The sequence below is a fragment of the Vibrio splendidus genome (assembly GCF_003345295.1).
GTDB lineage: Bacteria > Pseudomonadota > Gammaproteobacteria > Enterobacterales > Vibrionaceae > Vibrio > Vibrio splendidus_K.
The window spans coordinates 2,889,429-2,911,626 of record NZ_CP031055.1 but is presented as its reverse complement, the minus strand read 5'-3'; the positions used below and the strand labels follow the sequence as shown (position 1 = coordinate 2,911,626).

Sequence of the window (22,198 nt, the reverse complement as noted above, 5' to 3'; positions counted from 1 at the left end):
AGTATTTTAATTTTTTTCTATCAGAGCATAACGTTTTTCTTTGCTCTGTTTCGTTTCGTTGAGCCCATTATTAGATAAATCCTTTGATAGCTCTAATCGTTTGATGTTATGGTTTTGATAGGTAAATTCTATCAAGAGCATTTTTCTTTTAAATGTTTCTATTAAAAACCTTGTTCTTATTAAAACCTGAGGTAAGAGACTGAGCATGAACATTCGTGACTTTGAATACTTGGTGGCGCTCGCTGAGCACAAACATTTTCGAAAAGCAGCAGAAGCGTGCTTTGTAAGTCAGCCGACATTGAGCGGTCAAATACGCAAACTGGAAGATGAAATTGGACTTCAGTTAACCGAGCGTAGCCCAAGGAAGGTAATATTTACAGAGTCAGGTTTACAACTTGTTGAGCAAGCCAAGCGCATTCTCAACGAGGTAAAGACGTTTAAAGATATGGCGAGTGGACACGGTGAAGCGATGACGGGACCAATGCACATTGGTTTTATCCCGACCGTTGGCCCATACATTTTGCCAAAGATTATTCCTCATCTAAAAGAGAGTTTCCCAGATCTTGAGCTTTACCTGCACGAAGCGCAGACCCATCAGTTAGTGAGCCAACTAGAAGATGGCAAGCTTGATTGCTTGGTGCTGGCTGCGGTTGATGAAACGGCAGCGTTCAAAGAGATTGATGTCTATGACGAGCCATTAAGCGTTGCCGTACCGTGTGACCATGAATGGGCACAACAGGACGCTGTCGATATGCTGCAGTTAAATGGACAAACCGTACTTGCACTGGGCGATGGTCATTGCTTACGAGACCAAGCCTTGGGTTTCTGTTTTGCTGCGGGTGCAAAAGATGATGAACGCTTTAAAGCGACCAGCTTAGAAACGCTGCGTAACATGGTAGCGGCAGGGGCGGGCATTACCTTGTTACCTCAGTTATCGGTTCCAAAGGAAAAGCAGAAAGATGGCGTGTGTTACGTGCCAGCGGTGAATCCAACACCTTCACGTCGCATTGTTGTTGCCTACCGACCGGGCTCTCCGCTAAAGGGGCGTTTTGAGCAACTGGCTGAGGCTATCCGAACTCAATTGGAAAAAACGGCTTAGCACTCGAGTTTAGAGTGGAGTTCGTTCAGATGTAGATATAAAAAAAGGGTTGATATGAATTCATATCAACCCTTTTTTGTTGGTTCATCTTGCTAGGTTCAACAAACTCTAGCTAGAACAGCTCTTCTACTGCTTCGCCTGATGACGTTGAGTAGATGTCATCATTGAAACGTTCAGTGATGTACTCAGTTGGCTCTGTGCCTTTCTCGAAGTACTCGAACATTGATGAGCTATCGAACTTGTTGGTCAGTAGGCCCGTTTCACGGTCGATACGAACACGGATGATGTTTTCTGGAAGCTCTTTACGTTGCGCAGGAACGCCTGCTAACGCTGTACCCATGAAATCAACCCATGCAGGCTCTGCCGTTTTAGCGCCCGCTTCGGCACCGGTAATCTGGCTCTTGCCAAGGTTAGAGTTCGCTTTAGTTCGACCTAGGTTACGGTTGTGGTTATCAAAACCAACCCATACCGTTGCCACCATGCCAGGGCCGTAGCCGCTGTACCATGTATCTTTCGAGTCATTGGTTGTGCCGGTTTTACCGCCAATGTCACGACGCTTCAACGGCTGAGCTCGCCAACCTGTACCATTCCAACCTGTGCCAGCACTCCAGTCACCGCCGCCCCAGATGTTGCTGTACATCATTTCGCGAACAAGGAATGCGTTTTGCTCAGAGATGACTTGAGGCGCGTATTGCACTTTGGCATCCACATCTTGCTCTGCAAACTCATCGGCCATTGGGTCTGTGGCAACCTTATGATCGCAATTGTCCTTACAAACCACTTTTGGTGTTGCTTCGAATTCAGTCTCACCAAATGGCGTTTCAATGCGGCTGATGTAGAAAGGTTCAACGTAGTAGCCGCCATTAGCGAATACTGAGTAACCTTGAGCTACCTTCATTGGCGTTAAGCTACCCGCACCTAGAGCAATGGTTTCAGAGCGAGGTACTTCGTCAATATCAAAACCAAAACGAGTTAGGTAGTTACGAGTATCATCTAAGCCAACTTCACGCAGCACACGCACAGCCATTACGTTTTTAGATTGAGCTAAGCCAATACGTAAACGCGTAGGACCCACGTAGGTCGGTGGTGAGTTCTTTGGTCGCCATGCGGTACCTTGGCTCTTATCCCATTGATTGATAGGTGCATCGTTGATCAGTGATGCCAACGTTAGGCCTTTATCAATGGCCGCTGAGTAGATAAATGGTTTGATACCAGAACCCACCTGACGAATAGATTGCGTCGCACGGTTGAATTTGTTGTGAACAAAGTTAAAGCCACCCACCATCGACAATACTGCGCCGTTGTTCGGGTTCATTGCAACAAAGGCAGTATTCGCATTGGGTACTTGGCTTAGTCGCCATTCAACAGGTGTTTCTGACTTCGCCTCTGCTGACTCTTCTGTCGGTTCTTCAGATACTTCGTCTCCTGTAATTGCTTCATGGCGAACCCAAACTTGCTCACCAACAGCAAGAATCTCTTTCGCTTGAGAGGGTGCTGGTCCTTGGCGATTATCCGTTAGGAATTTACGTGCCCAGTTCATGCCTTGCCACTCAATAGTGCCTTCGCCTTGGTTTTTAACCCAAACTTGAGCGCTTTTTGAATCAACCGCGGTAACAACAGCAGGGACTAAGTCACCATAGGTTGGTTGAGACTTAAGGTGTTTAACGATTTGTTCCTGATCCCAAGCTGATTGAGCCGTCTGCCACAATACTTTTTCTGCACCACGGTAGCCGTGACGCTCATCGTAGCCAAGTAGGTTCTTAATCGCCGCTTGGTTCGCTGCTTTTTGCAGTTTCGAATCAACGGTCGTGTAAACCTTCATGCCTGATGTATAAGCAGCTTCGCCATAGCGTTCAACCATCCACGCACGTGCTACTTCAGCAACATACGGCGCGCTCAGTTCAATCTCTGCACCGTGGTATTTCGATATCAATGTCTCGCTACGAGCTTCATCGAACTCTGCTTGAGTGATGTATTTCTCGTCTAACATACGACGTAATACCACGTTACGACGGTGAGTCGCGCGCTCAAGCGAATAGATAGGGTTCATCGTGGATGGTGCTTTCGGCATACCCGCCAGCGTAGCAATTTCACTCAGGGTGAGCTCAGGGAGATCCTTTCCGAAATAAACACGCGCTGCCGCGCCAAAACCGTACGAGCGGTGACCAAGGAAGATCTTATTTACATAAAGCTCCATGATCTCTTCTTTGCTAAGCAGTTGCTCGATATGGATTGCAATGAAGATCTCTTTGATCTTACGCATGATCTTTTTCTCATTAGATAAGAAGAAGTTACGCGCAAGCTGCTGAGTAATGGTACTCGCCCCTTGTTTGGCTGAACCCGACATTGCAACGACGAGCGCTGCACGGGTGATACCGATTGGGTCAATACCTGGGTGTTCGTAAAAACGGCTATCTTCGGTGGCAATCAGGGCCTCAACTAAGTGGCGAGGAATCTCGTCATAAGTCACTGGGTTACGACGCTTTTCGCCAAATTGAGAGATCAACTTACCGTCTTGACTGAAGACTTGCATTGGCGTTTGGAGCTTCACGTCACGCAAAGTGGCAACATCAGGCAACTCTGGTTTTACGTAATAATAAAACCCAAAAATTGTACTGACTCCAAGAATCATGCAAATCAATGTAAATATGAATAATCGCTTTATGAACTTCACCGGATAATCCCTGATTAGTTAAGGCTGATAAGCAGCAAACCCTTGTACTCTAGGCTAAAAACTTAGCTTTCGTTTATTAACGCTTATTTAACTAATAATCACAACCCCTAGATAATCAACGAAATGCTTGGCACTTCAGGAGCTAGGTCACATGGGTTCATCATTAATTACAGGCATAGATATAAATCATCACAGCATCAAAGCTGTGGTACTAAAACCCGTGGGGGAGTTGTATGCCCTAGTGGGATACAAAGAGCTGCCGATTTCGGACGACATTTTTACAGCTAACCATACTTTGGAGTATCAGAAAACTGTTAAGAAACTTAAAGAACTTAGGAAAGGTCTGCCTTTTGGCTGTTGCAACGTCGCCATTTCAGTACCTGATAACACGGTGATCAGCAAAGTACTGCAAATAGAGAGTGAGTTAGAAGACAGAGAAAAAGAGTTTTCGATCTATCAAACCTTTGCTCATCAATCTCCCTTTCCGATAGAGGAGCTGAGTTTAGATTTTGTAAAGCTAGAAGACAAACGATTTGGTAAAGGTTCGACAAGCAGTTACCAGGTATACGCCACACGTAAAGAAGTGGTGGATAGCCGAGCGGATGCTTTGACCAAAGCTGGTTTTAAACCTGTGGTGGTAGACACGCAGGCGCATGGACTGCTTAACATCTGGCAAATGGCATCGCGCCTATACCCCGAAAAGAAAAACTGGCTGCTGGTGGATGTGGGAATCGACCAAACGTCGCTAGGCATTATTCCACAAGGTTTGGCTCCGTTTTATAAAGATATCGCTTTTGGTACTAAAGATCTTCGCAGCAATGGTGCTGCAAGTGATATCGAGAGTGTGTTCGCCACCACTGAAGATACACATCAATTCATTGTTAACCTGATTGAGAAGCTCAAGCGTCAATTGCAGCTCTATTCCTCGGGAAATGCGCAGCAACCTATCTCCGGGATCTGGCTGATGGGCGAGGGCGCCAGCATTCCGATGGTAACCGAAGAGCTAGAACGTCATTTTCAGATGAGTTGCGAGTCTCTGAATCCTTTGTCTCTATTTGAGAATAAGGTGGCGAAGCGACGTCGATTACCAACGAATCGGCAACATTTCGGTATTGCGGCGGGTATGGCGATGAGTGGACTCAAGTGGCAGGGAGAAAAGCATGTTGCATCAAATTAACCTGCTGCCGTGGCGTGATGATATTCGTGCTCAGCACAAGAAGCGCTTTATTCATCTTATCATTCTTGGTGTCATCATCGCGCTTGCAGGGCAATGGGCGGTTGGTCACTATTTTTCCGACCAACAAGCCAAGCAGCAAGCCCGTCTTAGTTACCTCAATCGATATATTGCCGAGCTCGACCGACAGATTCAGTCATTAAAGGTCGCAGAGCAGGAGCATAAAGCGATTCTGACTAGGCTTGATGTAGTCGAATCGTTGCAGCTTGGTCGCAACAAGACCACCGACTTTATGAACCTGATGCCGGAGCTTATTCCTGAAGGTGTGTATGTCGACAAGATAAAGATGAATGGTCAGGAGATTGAAATGTCGGGCATCAGCGACAGCACCGCTCGTCTCGCCACCATGTTGGACAATCTAGAGCGTTCTGATTCTCTGGAAGGGGTCGAGATGCACTCCATCGTTCATAACCGCAAGCGCTTCAATAAAGAGTTCCAGACCTTCAAGGTCTCTTTTGTGTTTAGTCCTGTGTCTTTAGAAAACACAACCGCGAGCAGAAAAGAGAAGGGGACGCATCATGGCTAACCTGCAAAATAAGATTAGTTGGCAAAACAGGATGAGTTTGCAAGATCTCGATGTTGATGAGATTACCGAATGGCCATTGCTGCCTCAGCTTCTCGTGATTCTGGTGTTGATAGTGTTAATCCAAGGTGTTGGCACTTGGCTTTATGTGCTGCCGCTCGACGATGAACTGCAACAGATGAAGCAACAAGAGCAGACCTTAAAAGCGACCTTGAGAATAAAGGCCAATAAGGTTGCGGCCTTGCCTAAGCTCCAGAGCCAGCTGGATGAGCTAACTAGCCGTTATGACTATCTATTGGAGCAATTGCCCGTTCAAAAAGAGCTAGCCAGTATGTTGGCCTCTGTGAACGAGCTTGGATTGGATAATAAGCTGACATTTACGCGAATTGACTGGGGGCAGAAACAGAACAAAGAGTTTCTCTATCGTTTACCGCTCAACATCGAGCTGACGGGTGACTACCACGAGATTGGTGATTTCTCTGCGGCCATTGCTAAGCTGCCGCGCATCATCAGCTTTGATGACGTGAATTGGCAGCGAGTCAGTCAAGAAAGTAGCACGCTGCACTTCAGGGTTCGAGCTTATACCTACCAATTTAAATCGGAGGTCAATGATGAAACCCAATAGCGTGTTTTATTCAACATTACTATTGCTTGTGCTCACGGGCTGTAAAGCGAATGAAGATTCGTTAGAAGACTTTGTAGTGCAAGTTGAGGCCAAAGCGAGAAAAGAGGTGGAACAACTGGTTCCTGCGACTGAATTTTTGGCCGCTACTTATCAGCGCCGAGCCTTTCGTCCTCCGTTTGAACTGCCTAAAGAAGCCATCGTGCAAAATCAGCCTTTAGTTAAGAAAGACTGTTGGCAACCTAGCACGCGTTCTCGTAATGGGAAATTAGAGAAGTACCCGTTGAGTAAGCTTCGTTTAAGAGGCGTCATGGGAAGCGGAACAAGTGTGTTTGGGTTAGTGCAAACACCCAAAGGGAACGTGGTAAACGTCAAAAAAGGCCAGTTTATCGGCTTAAACAATGGCCGAGTTACTAAAGTGACGAGCCAGTACGTTCAGATTAATGAAACTCTTCCAGATGGCTTAGGTTGTTGGCATAAGCGCAACGTTAGACTGGCTCTGAAGTAAACCAATGTCACATGATGTGGATATGAGATGTAAATATGATTAAAGGAATAAGTGGATTAGTGAGCAAGGCTCTACAAGGTTTTGCTGTGTCTGTGATGTTGGTCTTTAGTGTGCTCAGTCACGCCGAGAGCTTACCTAATCAATTGGAGAATATTGATTTTAGGGTAAACAAAGATAAAGACGCCGTCATTATTATTGAGCTGGCAACCAGCACCGCTGTGGTGGATGTTCAACGTGCTCAGGAAGGGTTAAGTATCGAATTACTCAATACTCAAGTTAATGACGATAAGCTTTATCTTTTGGATGTGAAGGATTTCGCGACCCTAGTGGAAGGTATTGAAGTCTATAAAGAGACGTCCAGCACACGACTGTTGGCGACGATCGCTGGTGACTATCAGTATGAATATAACCTAAAAGGTCGTTTCATAGAGGTGGTGATCAGCAAGCCTGTTATCAATGAAGCGACCAAAGAGAAAAGCGTTTTAGAAAAAGAGGGCAAACTGATATCGATTAACTTCCAAGATATCCCGGTACGAAATGTCCTGCAGCTGATTGCTGACTACAACGATTTCAATCTAGTGGTGTCTGACTCGGTAGCGGGTAACCTAACTTTACGTTTAGATGGCGTACCTTGGCAGCAAGTTCTCGACATTATCTTGCAAGTTAAAGGGCTAGATAAGCGCGTTGATGGCAATGTTATTTTGGTGGCGCCAAAAGCAGAACTCGATCTTCGAGAGCAACAAGCGTTAGAGAAATCTCGCTTGGAAGAGGAGTTAGGGGAGCTTAAGTCGGAAATCATCAAGATTAATTTTGCTAAAGCCACCGACATTGCCGACATGATTGGCGGTGAAGGTGCGGTAAGTATGCTGTCTGACCGCGGTTCGATTACCATTGATGAGAGAACCAACTCACTGCTCATTCGTGAATTGGAAGAAAACATTGCGGTGATACGAGGCATCATTGAATCGCTAGACATTCCCGTGAAGCAAGTACAGATAGAAGCGCGCATCGTAACCGTTACCGAGGGTAACCTTGATGAGTTAGGGGTGCGTTGGGGTGTTTCTTCCACCAACGGTAGCTTTAAAGTTGGCGGCTCGATAGAGGGCAACCACCCATCGCAAATTACGCCGTATGACGATAATGGTGGGAATAGTGCGATTGACGATTTCCTCAACGTTAATCTAGGGGCGACATCTCCTAATGCATCAAGCATTGCGTTTCAGGTGGCCAAACTGGGTTCAGATACCTTGCTTGATCTTGAATTGTCGGCATTACAACAAGAGTCAAAAGCTGAGATTATTTCCAGCCCACGTTTAATCACCACCAATAAAAAGCCCGCTTATATTGAGCAAGGTACTGAAATTCCTTATTTAGAGTCGTCTTCAAGTGGTGCTACTTCGGTCGCATTTAAGAAAGCAGTGTTGAGTCTTAAGGTGACACCACAAATCACGCCCGACAATCGTTTGGTATTGGATTTAAGCGTGACGCAAGATAGGCCAGGGCAAGTAGTGAAAACAGGAACGGGTGAGGCTGTTGCCATTGATACTCAACGCATAGGGACGCAAGTGCTTGTTAATAATGGTGAAACAGTCGTGCTTGGCGGGATATTTCAACACAGTGTGAGCAGTACAGTGGACAAAGTTCCTCTGTTAGGAGACCTGCCAGTTTTGGGTGCATTATTCCGTCGTAGCTATGAAAATGTGGGTAAAAGTGAACTACTTATTTTTGTTACACCCAAAGTTGTGATTCAGTAATGAGCAATTAGATTAAAAATAAAGTTGCATTAGTGGCACCTAACCTTGATAATTTCGGGTCTTATCACGAATTATCTGTGAGGAATCGGTGCCACGGGCCTTTTAATTTCAGTACTTGTACTGACCTACCTTGTGGCGATGTCATTGAATTAACGTTGTAAATTACTGCTAAAAACATGGCTGAGAAACGCAATATTTTTCTTGTTGGCCCAATGGGCGCCGGCAAAAGTACAATTGGTAGACACCTAGCTTCCCAACTTCATATGGAGTTTCTAGACTCTGACACTGTGATCGAAGAGCGCACTGGCGCAGACATCGCATGGGTTTTTGATGTTGAGGGCGAAGATGGTTTCCGTAAGCGCGAAGAATCTGTAATCAACGATCTGACAGAAGAACAAGGTATTGTTCTTGCGACAGGCGGTGGTTCAGTGCTGAGCAAAGAAAACCGTAACCGTCTATCTGCACGAGGCATTGTTGTATACCTAGAAACAACAATTGAAAAGCAACTTGCTCGCACTAACCGCGACAAGAAACGCCCTCTACTTCAAACAGACAACCCGCGTGATGTGCTAGAAGATCTAGCTGTATCTCGCAACGCACTATACGACGAAGTGGCGGACTACACAGTTCGTACCGACGATCAAAGTGCAAAAGTGGTAGCCAACCAGATCGTAAAAATGCTAGAAGAACGTTAAGTTCATTTTTCGGAGAGCAAACCCATGGAACGGATTACGGTCAATCTAGCTGAGCGTAGCTACCCTATCTCTATTGGCGCCGGGTTATTTGAAGACCCGGCGTACCTTTCTTTTTTATCAGGCAAACAGAAAGTTGTTGTTATCAGTAATGTGACAGTAGCGCCTCTTTATGCCGATAAAATTTTATCGTTGTTGGATCAAGTAGGCTGTCAAACTTCTCTTTTAGAGTTGCCAGACGGTGAGCAATACAAAACACTTGAAACGTTCAACTCAGTGATGAGCTACATGCTTGAAGGAAATTACAGCCGCGATGTGGTGGTGATTGCTTTGGGTGGTGGTGTTATCGGTGATTTGGTCGGTTTTGCTGCCTCTTGCTACCAGCGCGGTATTGATTTCATTCAAATCCCGACGACCCTTCTTTCTCAAGTGGACTCCTCTGTAGGCGGTAAAACTGCAGTGAACCATCCCCTTGGCAAGAATATGATCGGCGCTTTTTACCAACCAAAATCTGTCATCATCGATACTAACTGTTTATCAACGCTTCCAGAGCGTGAGTTCGCAGCGGGCATTGCTGAGGTGATCAAATACGGCATCATTTACGATGAAGTCTTCTTTGATTGGTTGGAACAGCATCTAGAGAAACTTTATCAACTTGATGAAGACGCACTGATTACCGCGATTGCTCGTTGTTGTGCAATTAAGGCTGAAGTGGTTGCTATAGATGAAAAAGAGTCAGGAATCAGAGCGTTATTGAACCTAGGTCATACATTTGGTCATGCGATCGAAGCAGAACTAGGCTATGGTAATTGGCTACATGGTGAAGCTGTGTCGTCAGGCACTGTAATGGCAGCGAAAACCGCTCAATTACAGGGACTGATCTCTCAGCAGCAACTTGAGCGAATTATTTCTATACTCAAGAATGCGAAACTGCCAATCCATACGCCAGAAAGCATGTCTTTTGAAGACTTTATGAAGCACATGATGCGTGATAAAAAAGTGCTGTCTGGTCAGTTACGTTTGGTATTACCAACAAGTATTGGTACCGCTGAAGTGGTCGCTGATGTGCCTCAAGACATCATAAAACAAGCGATTGATTTCTGCCGTACTCTTTAAATTTGGTTGTGAGGTTGCCTAGCTAAACTCTAGGCAGCTGAAGCGTTTTACTGATCGATCTTATCAGTAGGGATCCCCAATGAGTTTGGCTCATGAATTAAGAGTATTAGAGTTAGAGTCTCAAGTTGAGTTGCTAGAGCGCTTACAGCTTTTGACTAACTTTGGTTCAAACCTTGTAACGGTTGCGGGCAAAGCTGGCTCTGGCCGATCTTGGTTGGCTCAACGTTACCTTGAAGCATGGTCGACAGAAAAAAATCAGTGTTTACTGCTTTGTCACCCAAGCCAAGACGATCAACAACGTCGCGCGCTTATTCTTAGCCAAATTGTTTCTGATCCCCTGTTTAATCAACATGATTCTTTATCAGATAGCCTCGCAAGGCTACTGGATGGAGAGTCGTGTAATGTGGTTATCGTTGTAGATGATGCCCACCGACTGTCTGAGTTATTGGTATCCGAATTATGGATGTTGGTACTTGAAGCTCAATCAAACCCTCAATGGACGATCAATATCGTTCTCTTCTCGGAAATTGGCCATCTAGACACGCTACTAAAACGTCTTAGTTACGGGCAACCACACAAGCCTATCGACCTCGAGATCGATGATCTTTCTCAACCAGAAGCGGAACATTTCTTTGAATCCCTAGTGATTCGATATGTTGATGATGAGTCTGAAACTCGCGTGCGACGTGCGTTTAATAAAGCGCAACCTTTGCCCGGTGAGTTAATGGCTTTAGGAGAATTGAAAGTGGAAAAAAGGATTATTATTCGCTCAATTATTGGCTCACCCATCAATATCGCGATGGTGGTGGCCTTGTTGTTGGTTTTAATTGGTGGTGGCTATTGGTGGATGTTCAGTCAACCAACCCCTGACGATAAAGCGCAATCACTTATCGCTCCCATTGAACAAACAGCTATCCCAACGTTTGAAGTGGAAAGTGGTACCGAGCAAGCCGGAGTCGACGGATCTTCAGATTCTGAAGCCGAAGCTGACATAAGCTATCAAGGTGCTGACGATGACAGTTCATCATTACCACCGGTTGTGGTGGAAGGTACAGCCAGTGTTGGCGAGGTGAAACAAGAGCAGCAACGTGTTGTGATTACTTCTGATGTGGTTGATGCTTTGCTTGATGACAAGCCGAAAAGTGCCGATACCAGTGCGATTGATGCTGCCGTAGAAGAAAACACAGGTGCCGCGGTTAGCGCGCAACCTGATGCGGCGAAAAACGAGTCACAAGCTTCAGTTGATGAAGATACTGACCTAACGGAATCAACACCGCCGACGAAAAAGATCACCTTCTCATTTGCTCGCGAAGAGTTACAAGCTATCTCGCCACGCGCGTATACCTTACAATTGAGCGCGATGACGTCATTAGAAGATGTTCAGTCTTTTATTGAAGAATATGAAGTCGAAGACAAGGTTCGTATTTACCCAACACTTCGCAATGACACTAAGTGGTTTATTATCACTTATCAAGATTATCCAACGATTCAAGTCGCGCGAGATGCCGTAAGTGCGTTATCAAAACCACTTCAGCAGTTGGAACCTTGGGCAAAATCGATGAATCAAGTGCATCGAGAGATAGAACGTGCGAAATAACCCTGAGCTTAGCCTCAAAATATGTTACATTCCGCAGCCTTATTTTTGAGTTGATAGATAGAGCAGTAAATGAAAAAGCAGCGTGCCTTTCTAAAATGGGCTGGTGGTAAATATGGCCTAGTTGAAGACATCCAACGTCACCTGCCACCTGCTCGTAAATTGGTAGAACCGTTTGTCGGTGCCGGCTCAGTATTTCTGAATACTGATTTTGAACAGTACCTGCTTGCAGATATCAATCCCGATCTTATCAACCTATACAATCTACTTAAAACCGATCCTGAAACCTATATCACTGAAGCGAAGCGTTGGTTCTGTCCGGAGAATAACCGTAGAGAGGTGTTCTTAGATGTTCGCGCTGAGTTCAATGGTACAGATAACGTCATGTATCGCTCGTTAGCTTTCTTGTACATGAACCGATTTGGCTTCAATGGCCTGTGTCGTTACAACAAGAAGGGCGGTTTTAACGTTCCATTTGGTTCTTATAAAAAACCTTACTTTCCAGAAGCTGAGTTGGAGTTTTTTGCTGAGAAAGCGAAGAAAGCGACGTTTGTTTGTGAAGGGTATAGCGAGACCTTTAGCCGCGCCCGTAAAGGCTGTGTGGTTTATTGTGATCCTCCTTATGCGCCATTGTCTAGTACTGCTAACTTTACCTCTTATGCGGGTAATGGCTTCAGCTTAGATGATCAAGCGGCCTTGGCTGATGTTGCAGAAAGAGCGGCAATGGAACGAGGCATTCCTGTCTTGATTTCAAACCATGATACGACCTTAACGCGCCGTTTATACCATGGTGCGGAACTGAACGTGGTCAAAGTTAAGCGCACCATTAGCCGTAATGGCGCAGGGCGTAATAAAGTTGATGAGTTACTGGCACTTTTTCATAAAGAGAAAAACCAGCAACACGTTTCAACAGAATTGTAGTCGTCAGCATAATCCCCAAACTCATTAAATTGAGTGACCAACGGGTACTTTCATAAACTAATCTTTCGAACTGCTAGAATCTGCTTAGGTGCTTAGGTAGAATTGCACACCAAATAGTCTTGGGATTGAGTCTTGTATTCGTGTACGAGATGTCACAAGGCGGTGATATTCGCAATTTACTCACTCTTAAGAGGTTTGGTATGAAAGATTTTCTAATCGCTCCATCGATTTTGTCTGCAGATTTTGCTCGTCTTGGTGAAGACGTAGAAAAAGTACTCGCAGCCGGTGCCGATGTTGTGCACTTCGATGTGATGGATAACCACTACGTACCCAACCTGACTTTTGGTGCTCCGATCTGTAAAGCGTTGCGCGACTACGGCATCACAGCTCCTATCGATGTTCACCTAATGGTTAAGCCAGTAGACAGCATCGTACCTGAGTTTGCTAAAGCCGGCGCATCAATGATTACCTTCCACGTTGAAGCATCTGAGCACGTTGACCGTACTCTACAGCTAATCAAAGAACACGGCTGTAAAGCGGGTGTCGTACTTAACCCAGCAACGCCACTTTCTTGCCTTGATTACATCTTAGATAAAGTAGATATGATTCTACTAATGTCTGTGAACCCTGGCTTTGGCGGTCAATCTTTCATTCCTCACACTCTCGATAAGCTGCGCGCTGTTCGTAAACTTATTGATGAATCAGGCCGTGATATCCGCCTTGAGATTGATGGCGGCGTGAAGGTAGATAATATCCGTGAAATCGCAGAAGCGGGCGCAGATATGTTCGTTGCCGGTTCAGCTATCTTCAATCAACCAGATTACAAAGAAGTGATTGATGAGATGCGTGCAGAGCTTGCAAAAGTAAACGCATAAAAGTAGAACTAGGGTCTGTTGACCTAAAATCAAAAAATTTAAATTAAGGGGCTAATTGGCCCCTTTTTTACGTCTTGGAGCTCAACTCATAAGACGAACATAATAAATAGGAAAGTAAGATGTCATTAAGCTCAATAAAACTGATTGCCTTTGATTTGGATGGAACCTTGTTAGATAGCGTGCCTGATTTGGCTGTCGCCGCTGACCAAGCTTGTCAGGAACTGGGTTTTTCTTCAGTAAGCGAAGAACAAGTTCGCGACTATGTGGGTAATGGTGCTGATGTTCTTATTGGACGTTCATTGAGCCGCAATCTTACGGTTGATCCAAGCCTTGAGCCTGATCTTTTGAAGAAAGCGCGTATCCTGTTTGATGATTTCTATGAGCAGGGCGGCCATAAGCTGAGTCACCTTTATCCATCGGTTAAAGAGACGTTAGCTGAGCTAGACAAAGCGGGCTTCACCATGGCTCTTGTCACCAACAAGCCTTCGAAATTTGTACCAGATGTTCTGGCGCAGCACGGTATCGATAAGTACTTTGTTGATGTGTTGGGTGGCGACTCTTTCCCAGAGAAGAAACCGAACCCAGTAGCGCTGAACTGGTTGCTGGAAAAGCATAATGTGAAGGCTGAAGAGATGCTGATGGTAGGCGATTCAAGCAACGACATCAAAGCGGCTAAGAACGCAGGCTGCCACTCGTTTGGTCTGACTTACGGTTATAACCACGGTGAGCCGATTTCAGTATCAAACCCTGACTATGTCGCAGACAACATTGCACAATTACTAGATGTCGTTCTAGTTTCAGCATAAAGCGGACAAAAGTTAGCTAACCTACTAGCAAAATACTTATCAATGAGTACACTGGATGAGCCGTACAGAAGAGCTGTGCGGCTTTTCTATTTTAAAGTTAAGAAGCTAAGTTTTTCAGATACTACGTTAAGAAACTAAGTTAACGAGCTTAGCGAACAAGCAAAGGAATTAAAACCATGAGCAAGCCCATCGTATTGAGTGGTGTTCAACCATCTGGTGAACTAAGTATCGGTAACTACTTGGGTGCTCTACGTCAATGGCAACAGATGCAAGATGATTACGATTGCCAATACTGTGTTGTAGACCTTCACGCAATTACGGTTCGCCAAGATCCGAAAGCACTGCATGAAGCGACTCTAGACGCATTAGCAATCTGTCTTGCTGTCGGTGTTGATCCAAAGAAGAGCACGCTATTTGTTCAGTCACACGTACCAGAGCATGCTCAACTTGGTTGGCTTCTTAACTGTTACACACAAATGGGTGAACTGAGCCGTATGACTCAGTTTAAAGATAAGTCTGCACGTCACTCAAATGACGTAAACGTAGGCCTATACGACTACCCAGTGTTGATGGCTGCAGATATCCTGCTTTACGGTGCTCACCAAGTGCCAGTAGGTAGCGACCAGAAACAACATCTAGAGCTAGCTCGTGATATCGCAAATCGCTTTAACAACATCTACGGCCCTGAAACGCCAATCTTCCAAGTACCAGAACCTTACATTCCAACAGTGAATGCACGTGTGATGAGCCTGCAAGATGCGACTAAGAAGATGTCTAAGTCGGATGACAACCGTAAGAACGTAATTACTCTGCTAGAAGAGCCTAAGTCGATCATCAAGAAGATCAACAAAGCGCAGACTGACGCAGAAACACCACCACGTATTGCTCACGATTGGGAAAACAAAGCGGGTATCTCTAACCTAATGGGTCTGTACTCTGCAGCGACGGGTAAAACGTTTGAAGAGATTGAAGCGCAATACCAAGGCGTTGAAATGTACGGTCCGTTTAAGAAAGATGTAGGCGCAGCATTGGTTGAGATGCTTGAACCAATTCAAGCTGAATACCACCGTATCCGTGCTGACCGTGCTTACATGGACGCAGTAATGAAAGCGGGAGCTGAAAAAGCCTCTGAGCGTGCTGCCGTAACACTGAAAAAAGCATACGAAGCAGTCGGTTTTGTTACTCGCCCGTAGGGTGAACTAAAGCCACTCGTTTCAGAATTTAAGCCCAAAGTAGATGCTGTTTACTTTGGGCTTTTTAGTGCCCGTTCCATTTGCTCTCCCAGTAAATCTCTTGTTTGAATTGATGATTCAAGCATTATCTCGCTAACATATTCATAATATTAATGCTGTGCAGACGATCCTATTCCCTCTTCTTAGGGTTTATAAAATCTTGCTTATTTCTATTTATGTTGGAAATACATAACGTGCCAAACAATTGATGATCATTAAGTGATAAGTTCCTCATTTTCTTGCTAACTGACTTATTCCTTTCATAAATAAACCTGATAGTTACCACAAAATACATGACTGCCCATAGACGGCAGTAACTATAAATCGATGAACTCAGGTGAAACGGATGGCTCTTTTACACAAACCTTCATTGCTAGCAGTGGCAATTGGTAGCTTGTTAACAGCAAGTGCACACGCTGATTTGTTTATTTCACAATATGTGGAAGGCGGCAGCTACAACAAAGCGGTTGAGATTGCTAATAACGGCGATAGCAGCATGAATTTAGATGGTTACTCGCTGGCGAAGTCTGCGAATGGCAACGGCTCATGGGGCGCCACTTTACCTTTAGATGGCCACGTTTTAGCGCCTGGTGAGGTACTTGTTGTCGCTCATACGAGTGCGAGTTATGAGATTAAAGCCGTCGCTGACATTCTCAACGCGTCGATTGCTAACCATAACGGTGACGACCCGCTGGCTATCTTGAATTCAGATAACTCGGTACACGATATTGTTGGTTTGATGGGTGATGTGGATTGGGGTAAAGATGTTACTTTGGTTCGAGCGACACAAACTCCTTCGGCAACATTCGATGCTTCACAGTGGGTGTCGTTACCAAAAGACAGCATTGAAGGCTTAGGTTCATTAGACAGTGTTGAACTGCCAGAAGCGTTCACTTGTACACAAGATGGCTCTGACCCAGTATTCACAACCATTCAAGAGATCCAAGGCGAGGGCGCAACATCACCGTTCATTGATGGCTATCCGTACATCACGGACGATGAGTACTTCGTTAAAGGTGTTGTGAGTGCGGTGACAACGGGCATAACCAAAGGTTTCTACCTGCAAGCACTTGAGGATGACTTCAATTCAAGTACTTCTGAAGGTCTATTTATCCACACGAATCAATCGAGCTCAGAACTGGCTGCGGGCGACGTAGTGTGTGTGAAAGGTAAGGTTCAAGAATACTACAGCCATACTCAGCTTAAAGTTGAAAACCAATGGCTAAAACAGGGCGAACAACAAGCACCTGAAGCAACGGCGATAGAAGCGCTAGACAGTGATGAGAACTTCGCTGCAACGCTTGAACGCTACGAAGGCATGTTGGTGAAAACGACCGAAGCGCTTGATATGCGTGTGACTCGTACCTTTGGTTATGACTATTCAGGTCGTCGTAACAACATGGTACTGGCACATGAGCGTATTAACATGCAGCCGAACCAGCTTTTCGCAGCAGGTTCTGAAGACGCGAAACAACAAACGGAAGATAACGCAGACCGTCGTCTTTTCGTTGAAACCGATCAAAAAGCGGGTGACGGACAGGTTCCTTTCTATCCAGACTTCGGCCGTACCGATATTGATCAAGATGGTTCAACAGAAGACTACATTCGTATTGATGACACCATTGTTGGTCTAGAAGGCGTACTTATCTACAGCTACGGTGAGTACCGCTTAGTGACAACTAACCAGATCTCGGCTGAAAACTTCGTTCGTAACGATCCGCGTACCGACAAACCAGACATGGATGAAGGCGACCTTCGCATCGCGACTTTCAATGTTTTGAACTACTTCAACTCTCCATTTGGCGGTGACGCAAACCAACACGGCAACAACCGTGGTGCGAACACCATCACCGAGTTTGAGATGCAGCAAGAGAAGATAGTGAACGCGATTCTTCGCTTAGATGCAGACATCATTGGTTTGATGGAAATTGAGAACAACGGCTTTGGTGAAGGCTCAGCCATTCACCAGCTTGTTAACCAACTGAATGATCGCATTGAGCGTAAGAAAGACCGCTATACCTTTGTAGCTGTCGATTCGAACGAAGATGGCGTGACCGACGAGATGGACTCGATTGGTACCGACGTTATTACAACAGGCGTTATCTACCGCAAGAAAGTAGTTAAGCTTAAAGACAGCCGTGTTATCGCGATGCCAAGCCAACAAGCACCAGAAGTGTTAGACGATTCTGGCAAGGTGATTGAAGACGGTAAGAACTACCAACGTGACTCATTGGCGCCAACCTTTAAAGTTAAAGGCACTAAAGAGAAACTCACCGTTGCGATTAACCACTTTAAATCGAAAGGTTCTAAGTGTTGGGAAGATGCTGCACCGGTCGAGCAGGGCGGTCAAGGTGGCGTTGACGCCGATAAGCAAGGCTCATGTGAGAACTTCCGTGTGGCTGCAGCAGTTGCTCTGGGTGAAGCACTAGACGGCATCAAAGGCCATAAAGTGATTCTGGGGGATATGAACTCGTACGGCATGGAAGATCCAATGCTGGTGCTTACGGATTACTCTGAAGAGAAATACGGTAAGCAAATCAAAGCGGCGCGTAACACTTACATTGACGGCGCTGAGCAGTTTGGTGACAGTGGTGCTGTGATCACTAAGAACTACGGCTACATTAATGCTGTGGCTCAAAAGCACCCAGACAGCTGGAGCTACTCATACAATGATGAAGTCGGTGCCTTGGATCATTTGTTGATCAGTGACAGCCTGAAAGATAGGGTTGTCGATGCTACCGATTGGCATATCAATGGTGGTGAGTCGACGTTGTTTGACTACAACGAAGAGTTCAAAGGTGACCTACCTAAGTACCAAGATCACTTTCGTTCATCGGATCATGATCCTGCTGTTCTTGAACTGCGAGTAGGTGGTTCATTTGGCTTCGGTGCTCTGATGTCACTATTTGGCTTAGCAATGTGGCGTCGTCGCAAGTAGCGACATCGTTAACTGCGCAAGCCAGCTGATACAGGTAACTGAAAGTTATCTGTAAACAATTAAGGTCAATTTAGGTTGGCCTTAATTATTGGCGAAATGCAGTTTCCACTTGCCTTTCGCCATGGGTATTGCACAATACCGCCCCTATATCTCCCAATCATTTAGTATTTAGCAAACGATTTCGACCCATGTTACTTATCATCGATAACTACGACTCTTTTACCTATAACTTGTATCAGTATTTCTGTGAGTTAGGGGTCACTGTAAAAGTTGTTCGCAACGATGAGATTGATATTGTCGGTATTGAAGCGCTGAATCCTAGCCATCTAGTTATCTCGCCAGGTCCTTGTACGCCTGATGATGCGGGAATCTCTCTGCAAGTCATTGAACACTTCGTTGGTAAACTGCCGATCTTAGGTGTGTGTCTTGGTCATCAAGCCATTGCTCAAGTGTTTGGTGGTGAAGTAGTGCGAGCCAGACAAGTGATGCACGGTAAAACCTCTCCAATACGCCACAATGGCAAGAGCGTTTTTCAAGGGCTTAATAACCCTCTGACTGTGACACGTTACCATTCCCTAGTGGTGAAAAATGACACGCTTCCTGACTGCTTTGAACTGACGTCTTGGACGGAATTTGAAGATGGCAGCATGGATGAGATCATGGGGTATCAACACAAAACCTTGCCGATTGATGCGGTGCAATTTCACCCTGAGTCGATTAAAACAGAGCAAGGACACCAGCTTCTCGCTAACTTCTTAGCGCGTTGAGTGTTTAAATTTGACCCTTTCTCCGTCTAAATAAGCCAGTTAAACCTGTTAGCCCATTCGTTAAGCGTTTAAATTCGGGCGCTACGCGTCTCTTACTCCTCTGACGCTGATCACTTTTTATAACATTTCTCTCTCTCAAGGCTAAGTTTTTAGCCTATGCAAAATTATTCGCCTTATTTCCTCTCGAACCCTATATACCGCAATGCCAGTAAGGTTTTGCCGTTGCAGGTTATACGTTTAGGTAAAAAAAGCTTCATAAAACAGATTAATTGATGCATAAATAGTCATAGGTAGTGACGTTTAGCTGGTTGTTAGGGATAGCTAAAGAATAATCTACTATTGAAAACGTTAATTAAATGTAAATATAATGCTGCAGCGGGATTATGGCGAGAGAAAATATCTTTGTCTCACTTATGAACCAGTACGCTTATTTGCGAAGCTTGCGGTATCGAAAAGGAATGTACGATGACAGTGGAAAAAAAAGTAGAACGTAGTCTGTTTAATGAGGTGATGGTGCCTTGTTATAACCCAATGGAAATGATCCCGGTAAAAGGGGAAGGCGCACGCGTTTGGGACCAACAAGGCCGAGAATATATCGACTTTGCTGGTGGTATCGCTGTGAGCTGTTTGGGTCACTGTCACCCAGCAATGGTTAACGCAGTTACTGAGCAAGCAAACAAGATTTGGCATTTAAGTAATGTCATGACCAACGAACCTGCATTGCGTCTAGCGAAGAAGCTAACCGACGTATGTTTTGCAGAAAAAGTATTCTTTGCCAACTCTGGTGCAGAAGCGAACGAAGCTGCATTGAAGCTAGCTCGTCGTTGGGCAGCGGATGTTCACGGTCCTGAGAAATCTGAAATCATTGCATTCAAACAAGGTTTCCACGGTCGTACTTTCTTTACCGTAACCGTGGGTGGTCAAGAGGCTTACTCTGATGGCTTCGGTCCTAAACCGGGCGATGTAACTCACCTGCCTTACAACGATATTGTCGCGCTAGAAGCGCACATCTCAGATCGCACATGTGCAATCATGATGGAACCTCTACAAGGCGAGGGCGGTATCATCTCTCCAACATCTGAGTTCGTGAACACAGTTCGTGAACTGTGTGACAAACACAATGCACTGCTTATCTTTGATGAAGTGCAAACGGGTAATGGCCGTACGGGTAACTTTTACGCTTACCAAGGCCTAGGAGTGACACCTGATATTCTAAGCACAGCGAAATCACTAGGTGGCGGTTTCCCAATCGGCGCAATGCTAACGACCACCGAACTCGCGACACACCTAAAAGTCGGTACGCACGGTTCTACTTACGGTGGTAACCCACTGGCGTGTGCCGTTGCTGAAGCAGTTGTTGACGTAGTAAGCCAACCTGAAACGTTGGCTGGCGTGAAAGAACGCGAAGCTATGTTCCGTGATGGTTTAGCTAAGATTAACGACAAATACCAAATATTCAGTGAAGTTCGCGGTAAAGGCTTATTGCTAGGTGCTGCACTTAATGAAGCATGGCAAGGTCGTGCTCGTGATGTATTAGTAGCAGCAGGCGAACAAGGCTTGATGGTACTGGTTGCGGGTGCAAACGTGGTTCGTTTCACGCCATCATTGGTTATCACTACACAAGAAATTGAAGAAGGTTTATCAAAACTAGACAAAGCAATCGCTACGCTAGTTTAGCCTGAGCGGCGTCATAGGAATGATCGCCATTAGAGCGATCCCATGACGTACTGCTAAAGGCCCAAGATTCTCGTTTTGGGCCTGTTTTGCATCTGGAGGGAATATTGATGCTAGTTGTTCGCCCAATAAAATTATCTGATTACGATGCGTTGCATACCTGCGCGGTTGAATCTGGTCACGGATTCACATCTCTTCCGGTTAACGAAGAACTGTTAACCAACCGTATTACTCACTCTGAATACAGCTTTGCCAAACCAGACGTGACTGAGCCCGGTGACGAAGGCTACCTAATGGTTGGCTTTGATACCGAAACCGGTGAAGTTGCGGGCACTACGGGTATCGAAGCCTCAATTGGCTGGGATGTTCCGTTTTACTCTTACCACATCAGCAAAGTGGTTCACTCATCGCAGAAGCTTGGCGTTAATAACGTCGTGAAGCTACTGACTTTCGGCAATAACTACACCGGATGCAGCGAGATCTGCACACTGTTCTTGCGCCCGGCTTTCCGTGGTGGATTGAATGGTCGTTTGATGTCTAAGTGTCGCTTCTTGATCATGTCTGAGCACCCAGAGCGTTTCTCGAAAACGATTTTTGCTGAGATGCGTGGTGTATCGGATGCGGAAGGTAACTCTCCTTTCTGGCAATGGCTGCAAGAGCACTTCTTCTCAATTGATTTCACGCTTGCAGATTACCTAACCGGTATCGGTAAGAAAGGCTTCATTGCTGACCTAATGCCGAAGTTACCTATCTATGTGAACTTGCTGAGCAAAGAAGCTCAGGCGGTGATTGGAGAGGTTCATGACAATACGCGCCCTGCACTTAAGTTGCTGGAACGTGAAGGTTTCACCAACCGTGGCTATGTTGACATCTTTGATGGGGGCCCAACGGTTGAGTGTGATCTAAGAAATATCGAGTCAGTGCGTCATGCGATTCGAGCTCAAGTGACAATTGCAGAGCATTCAAGCTCTAAAGACTTCCTCATTGGTAATACCTCGTTTGAGAACTTCCGCGCAGTAGCCGCGAAAGGCGCGTATGACCAAGCTAGCGACACAGTGATTTTATCATCTGAAGTAGCAAGCGCTCTTGAAGTAAAAGAAGGCGAATTCGTTCGCATGTTGGCTCAATAAGAGCGGCGATTATCTGTCGAAGATTTTAAGGATAGAAGT

General features: G+C 45.5%; 19 protein-coding genes. 17 read left to right on the top strand and 2 right to left on the bottom strand.

Translation table 11 applies throughout. The annotated features are described in order from the left end of the window. Positions 1–6 precede the first annotated feature (6 nt). Positions 7–207 carry a hypothetical protein gene (locus tag DUN60_RS24755; RefSeq protein WP_114634072.1) on the bottom strand — a complete coding sequence of 67 codons (201 nt, stop codon included), beginning with the start codon at positions 205–207 and terminating at the stop codon, positions 7–9. Between DUN60_RS24755 and oxyR the strand changes: the two genes are divergently transcribed. Continuing rightward, positions 206–1,099 (top strand): DNA-binding transcriptional regulator OxyR, encoded by an 894-nt coding sequence (oxyR, locus tag DUN60_RS13000; RefSeq protein WP_114634071.1) that lies wholly within the window; start codon positions 206–208, stop codon positions 1,097–1,099. The genes DUN60_RS24755 and oxyR overlap by 2 nt on opposite strands. Before the next feature lie 112 nt (positions 1,100–1,211). Here the strand turns inward: oxyR and DUN60_RS12995 are convergent, their stop codons facing one another. After that, entirely contained in the window at positions 1,212–3,773 is a 2,562-nt protein-coding gene (locus DUN60_RS12995; protein ID WP_167409363.1) for a penicillin-binding protein 1A, read from the bottom strand. Between the two features lie 151 nt (positions 3,774–3,924). Between DUN60_RS12995 and pilM the strand changes: the two genes are divergently transcribed. From pilM to astA, 16 genes are all read left to right on the top strand, one after another. Then, the gene (gene pilM / locus DUN60_RS12990) at positions 3,925–4,950 is read left to right on the top strand and encodes a type IV pilus assembly protein PilM (RefSeq protein WP_114634069.1); all 1,026 of its coding nucleotides are present in this window, start codon (positions 3,925–3,927) and stop codon (positions 4,948–4,950) included. Continuing rightward, positions 4,934–5,533 (top strand): PilN domain-containing protein, encoded by a 600-nt coding sequence (locus DUN60_RS12985; protein ID WP_114634068.1) that lies wholly within the window; start codon positions 4,934–4,936, stop codon positions 5,531–5,533. The genes pilM and DUN60_RS12985 overlap by 17 nt, the downstream gene beginning before the upstream one ends. After that, complete coding sequence (locus DUN60_RS12980; RefSeq protein WP_004729667.1) at positions 5,526–6,155, top strand: type IV pilus inner membrane component PilO; 630 nt, start codon at positions 5,526–5,528, stop codon at positions 6,153–6,155. The genes DUN60_RS12985 and DUN60_RS12980 overlap by 8 nt, the downstream gene beginning before the upstream one ends. Further along, on the top strand, positions 6,139–6,660 hold the full coding sequence (locus tag DUN60_RS12975; RefSeq protein ID WP_422641389.1) for a pilus assembly protein PilP: 522 nt from the start codon (positions 6,139–6,141) through the stop codon (positions 6,658–6,660). Before DUN60_RS12980 ends, DUN60_RS12975 begins: the two co-directional genes overlap by 17 nt. Before the next feature lie 35 nt (positions 6,661–6,695). Beyond that, positions 6,696–8,414, top strand: coding sequence for a type IV pilus secretin PilQ (locus DUN60_RS12970; protein WP_054542267.1), 1,719 nt, complete (start codon positions 6,696–6,698; stop codon positions 8,412–8,414). A 176-nt stretch (positions 8,415–8,590) separates the two neighbouring features. Beyond that, a complete protein-coding gene (gene aroK, locus DUN60_RS12965; RefSeq protein ID WP_004729664.1) occupies positions 8,591–9,109 on the top strand; it encodes a shikimate kinase AroK in 519 nt (172 codons plus the stop codon). A 24-nt stretch (positions 9,110–9,133) separates the two neighbouring features. Next, positions 9,134–10,222 (top strand): 3-dehydroquinate synthase, encoded by a 1,089-nt coding sequence (aroB, locus tag DUN60_RS12960; protein ID WP_114634066.1) that lies wholly within the window; start codon positions 9,134–9,136, stop codon positions 10,220–10,222. A 79-nt stretch (positions 10,223–10,301) separates the two neighbouring features. Continuing rightward, positions 10,302–11,819 (top strand): AAA family ATPase, encoded by a 1,518-nt coding sequence (locus DUN60_RS12955; protein ID WP_114634065.1) that lies wholly within the window; start codon positions 10,302–10,304, stop codon positions 11,817–11,819. Positions 11,820–11,888: 69 nt separating this feature from the next. Beyond that, positions 11,889–12,737: a Dam family site-specific DNA-(adenine-N6)-methyltransferase gene (locus DUN60_RS12950; protein ID WP_065207402.1), complete on the top strand. Its 849-nt coding sequence runs from the start codon at positions 11,889–11,891 to the stop codon at positions 12,735–12,737. A gap of 200 nt (positions 12,738–12,937) precedes the next feature. Next, a complete protein-coding gene (rpe, locus tag DUN60_RS12945) occupies positions 12,938–13,612 on the top strand; it encodes a ribulose-phosphate 3-epimerase (protein WP_029222055.1) in 675 nt (224 codons plus the stop codon). 119 nt (positions 13,613–13,731) lie between these two features. Continuing rightward, on the top strand, positions 13,732–14,418 hold the full coding sequence (locus tag DUN60_RS12940) for a phosphoglycolate phosphatase (RefSeq protein ID WP_054548214.1): 687 nt from the start codon (positions 13,732–13,734) through the stop codon (positions 14,416–14,418). A 176-nt stretch (positions 14,419–14,594) separates the two neighbouring features. Continuing rightward, on the top strand, positions 14,595–15,611 hold the full coding sequence (gene trpS, locus DUN60_RS12935; protein WP_004729658.1) for a tryptophan--tRNA ligase: 1,017 nt from the start codon (positions 14,595–14,597) through the stop codon (positions 15,609–15,611). A 385-nt stretch (positions 15,612–15,996) separates the two neighbouring features. Continuing rightward, a complete protein-coding gene (locus DUN60_RS12930; RefSeq protein WP_114634064.1) occupies positions 15,997–18,588 on the top strand; it encodes an ExeM/NucH family extracellular endonuclease in 2,592 nt (863 codons plus the stop codon). A 188-nt stretch (positions 18,589–18,776) separates the two neighbouring features. Beyond that, positions 18,777–19,355: an aminodeoxychorismate/anthranilate synthase component II gene (locus tag DUN60_RS12925; protein WP_114634063.1), complete on the top strand. Its 579-nt coding sequence runs from the start codon at positions 18,777–18,779 to the stop codon at positions 19,353–19,355. Between the two features lie 465 nt (positions 19,356–19,820). Then, positions 19,821–21,032 carry an aspartate aminotransferase family protein gene (locus DUN60_RS12920; RefSeq protein ID WP_114634062.1) on the top strand — a complete coding sequence of 404 codons (1,212 nt, stop codon included), beginning with the start codon at positions 19,821–19,823 and terminating at the stop codon, positions 21,030–21,032. A 107-nt stretch (positions 21,033–21,139) separates the two neighbouring features. After that, the gene (astA, locus tag DUN60_RS12915; protein ID WP_102575424.1) at positions 21,140–22,159 is read left to right on the top strand and encodes an arginine N-succinyltransferase; all 1,020 of its coding nucleotides are present in this window, start codon (positions 21,140–21,142) and stop codon (positions 22,157–22,159) included. The last annotated feature ends 39 nt before the right edge of the window (positions 22,160–22,198 follow it).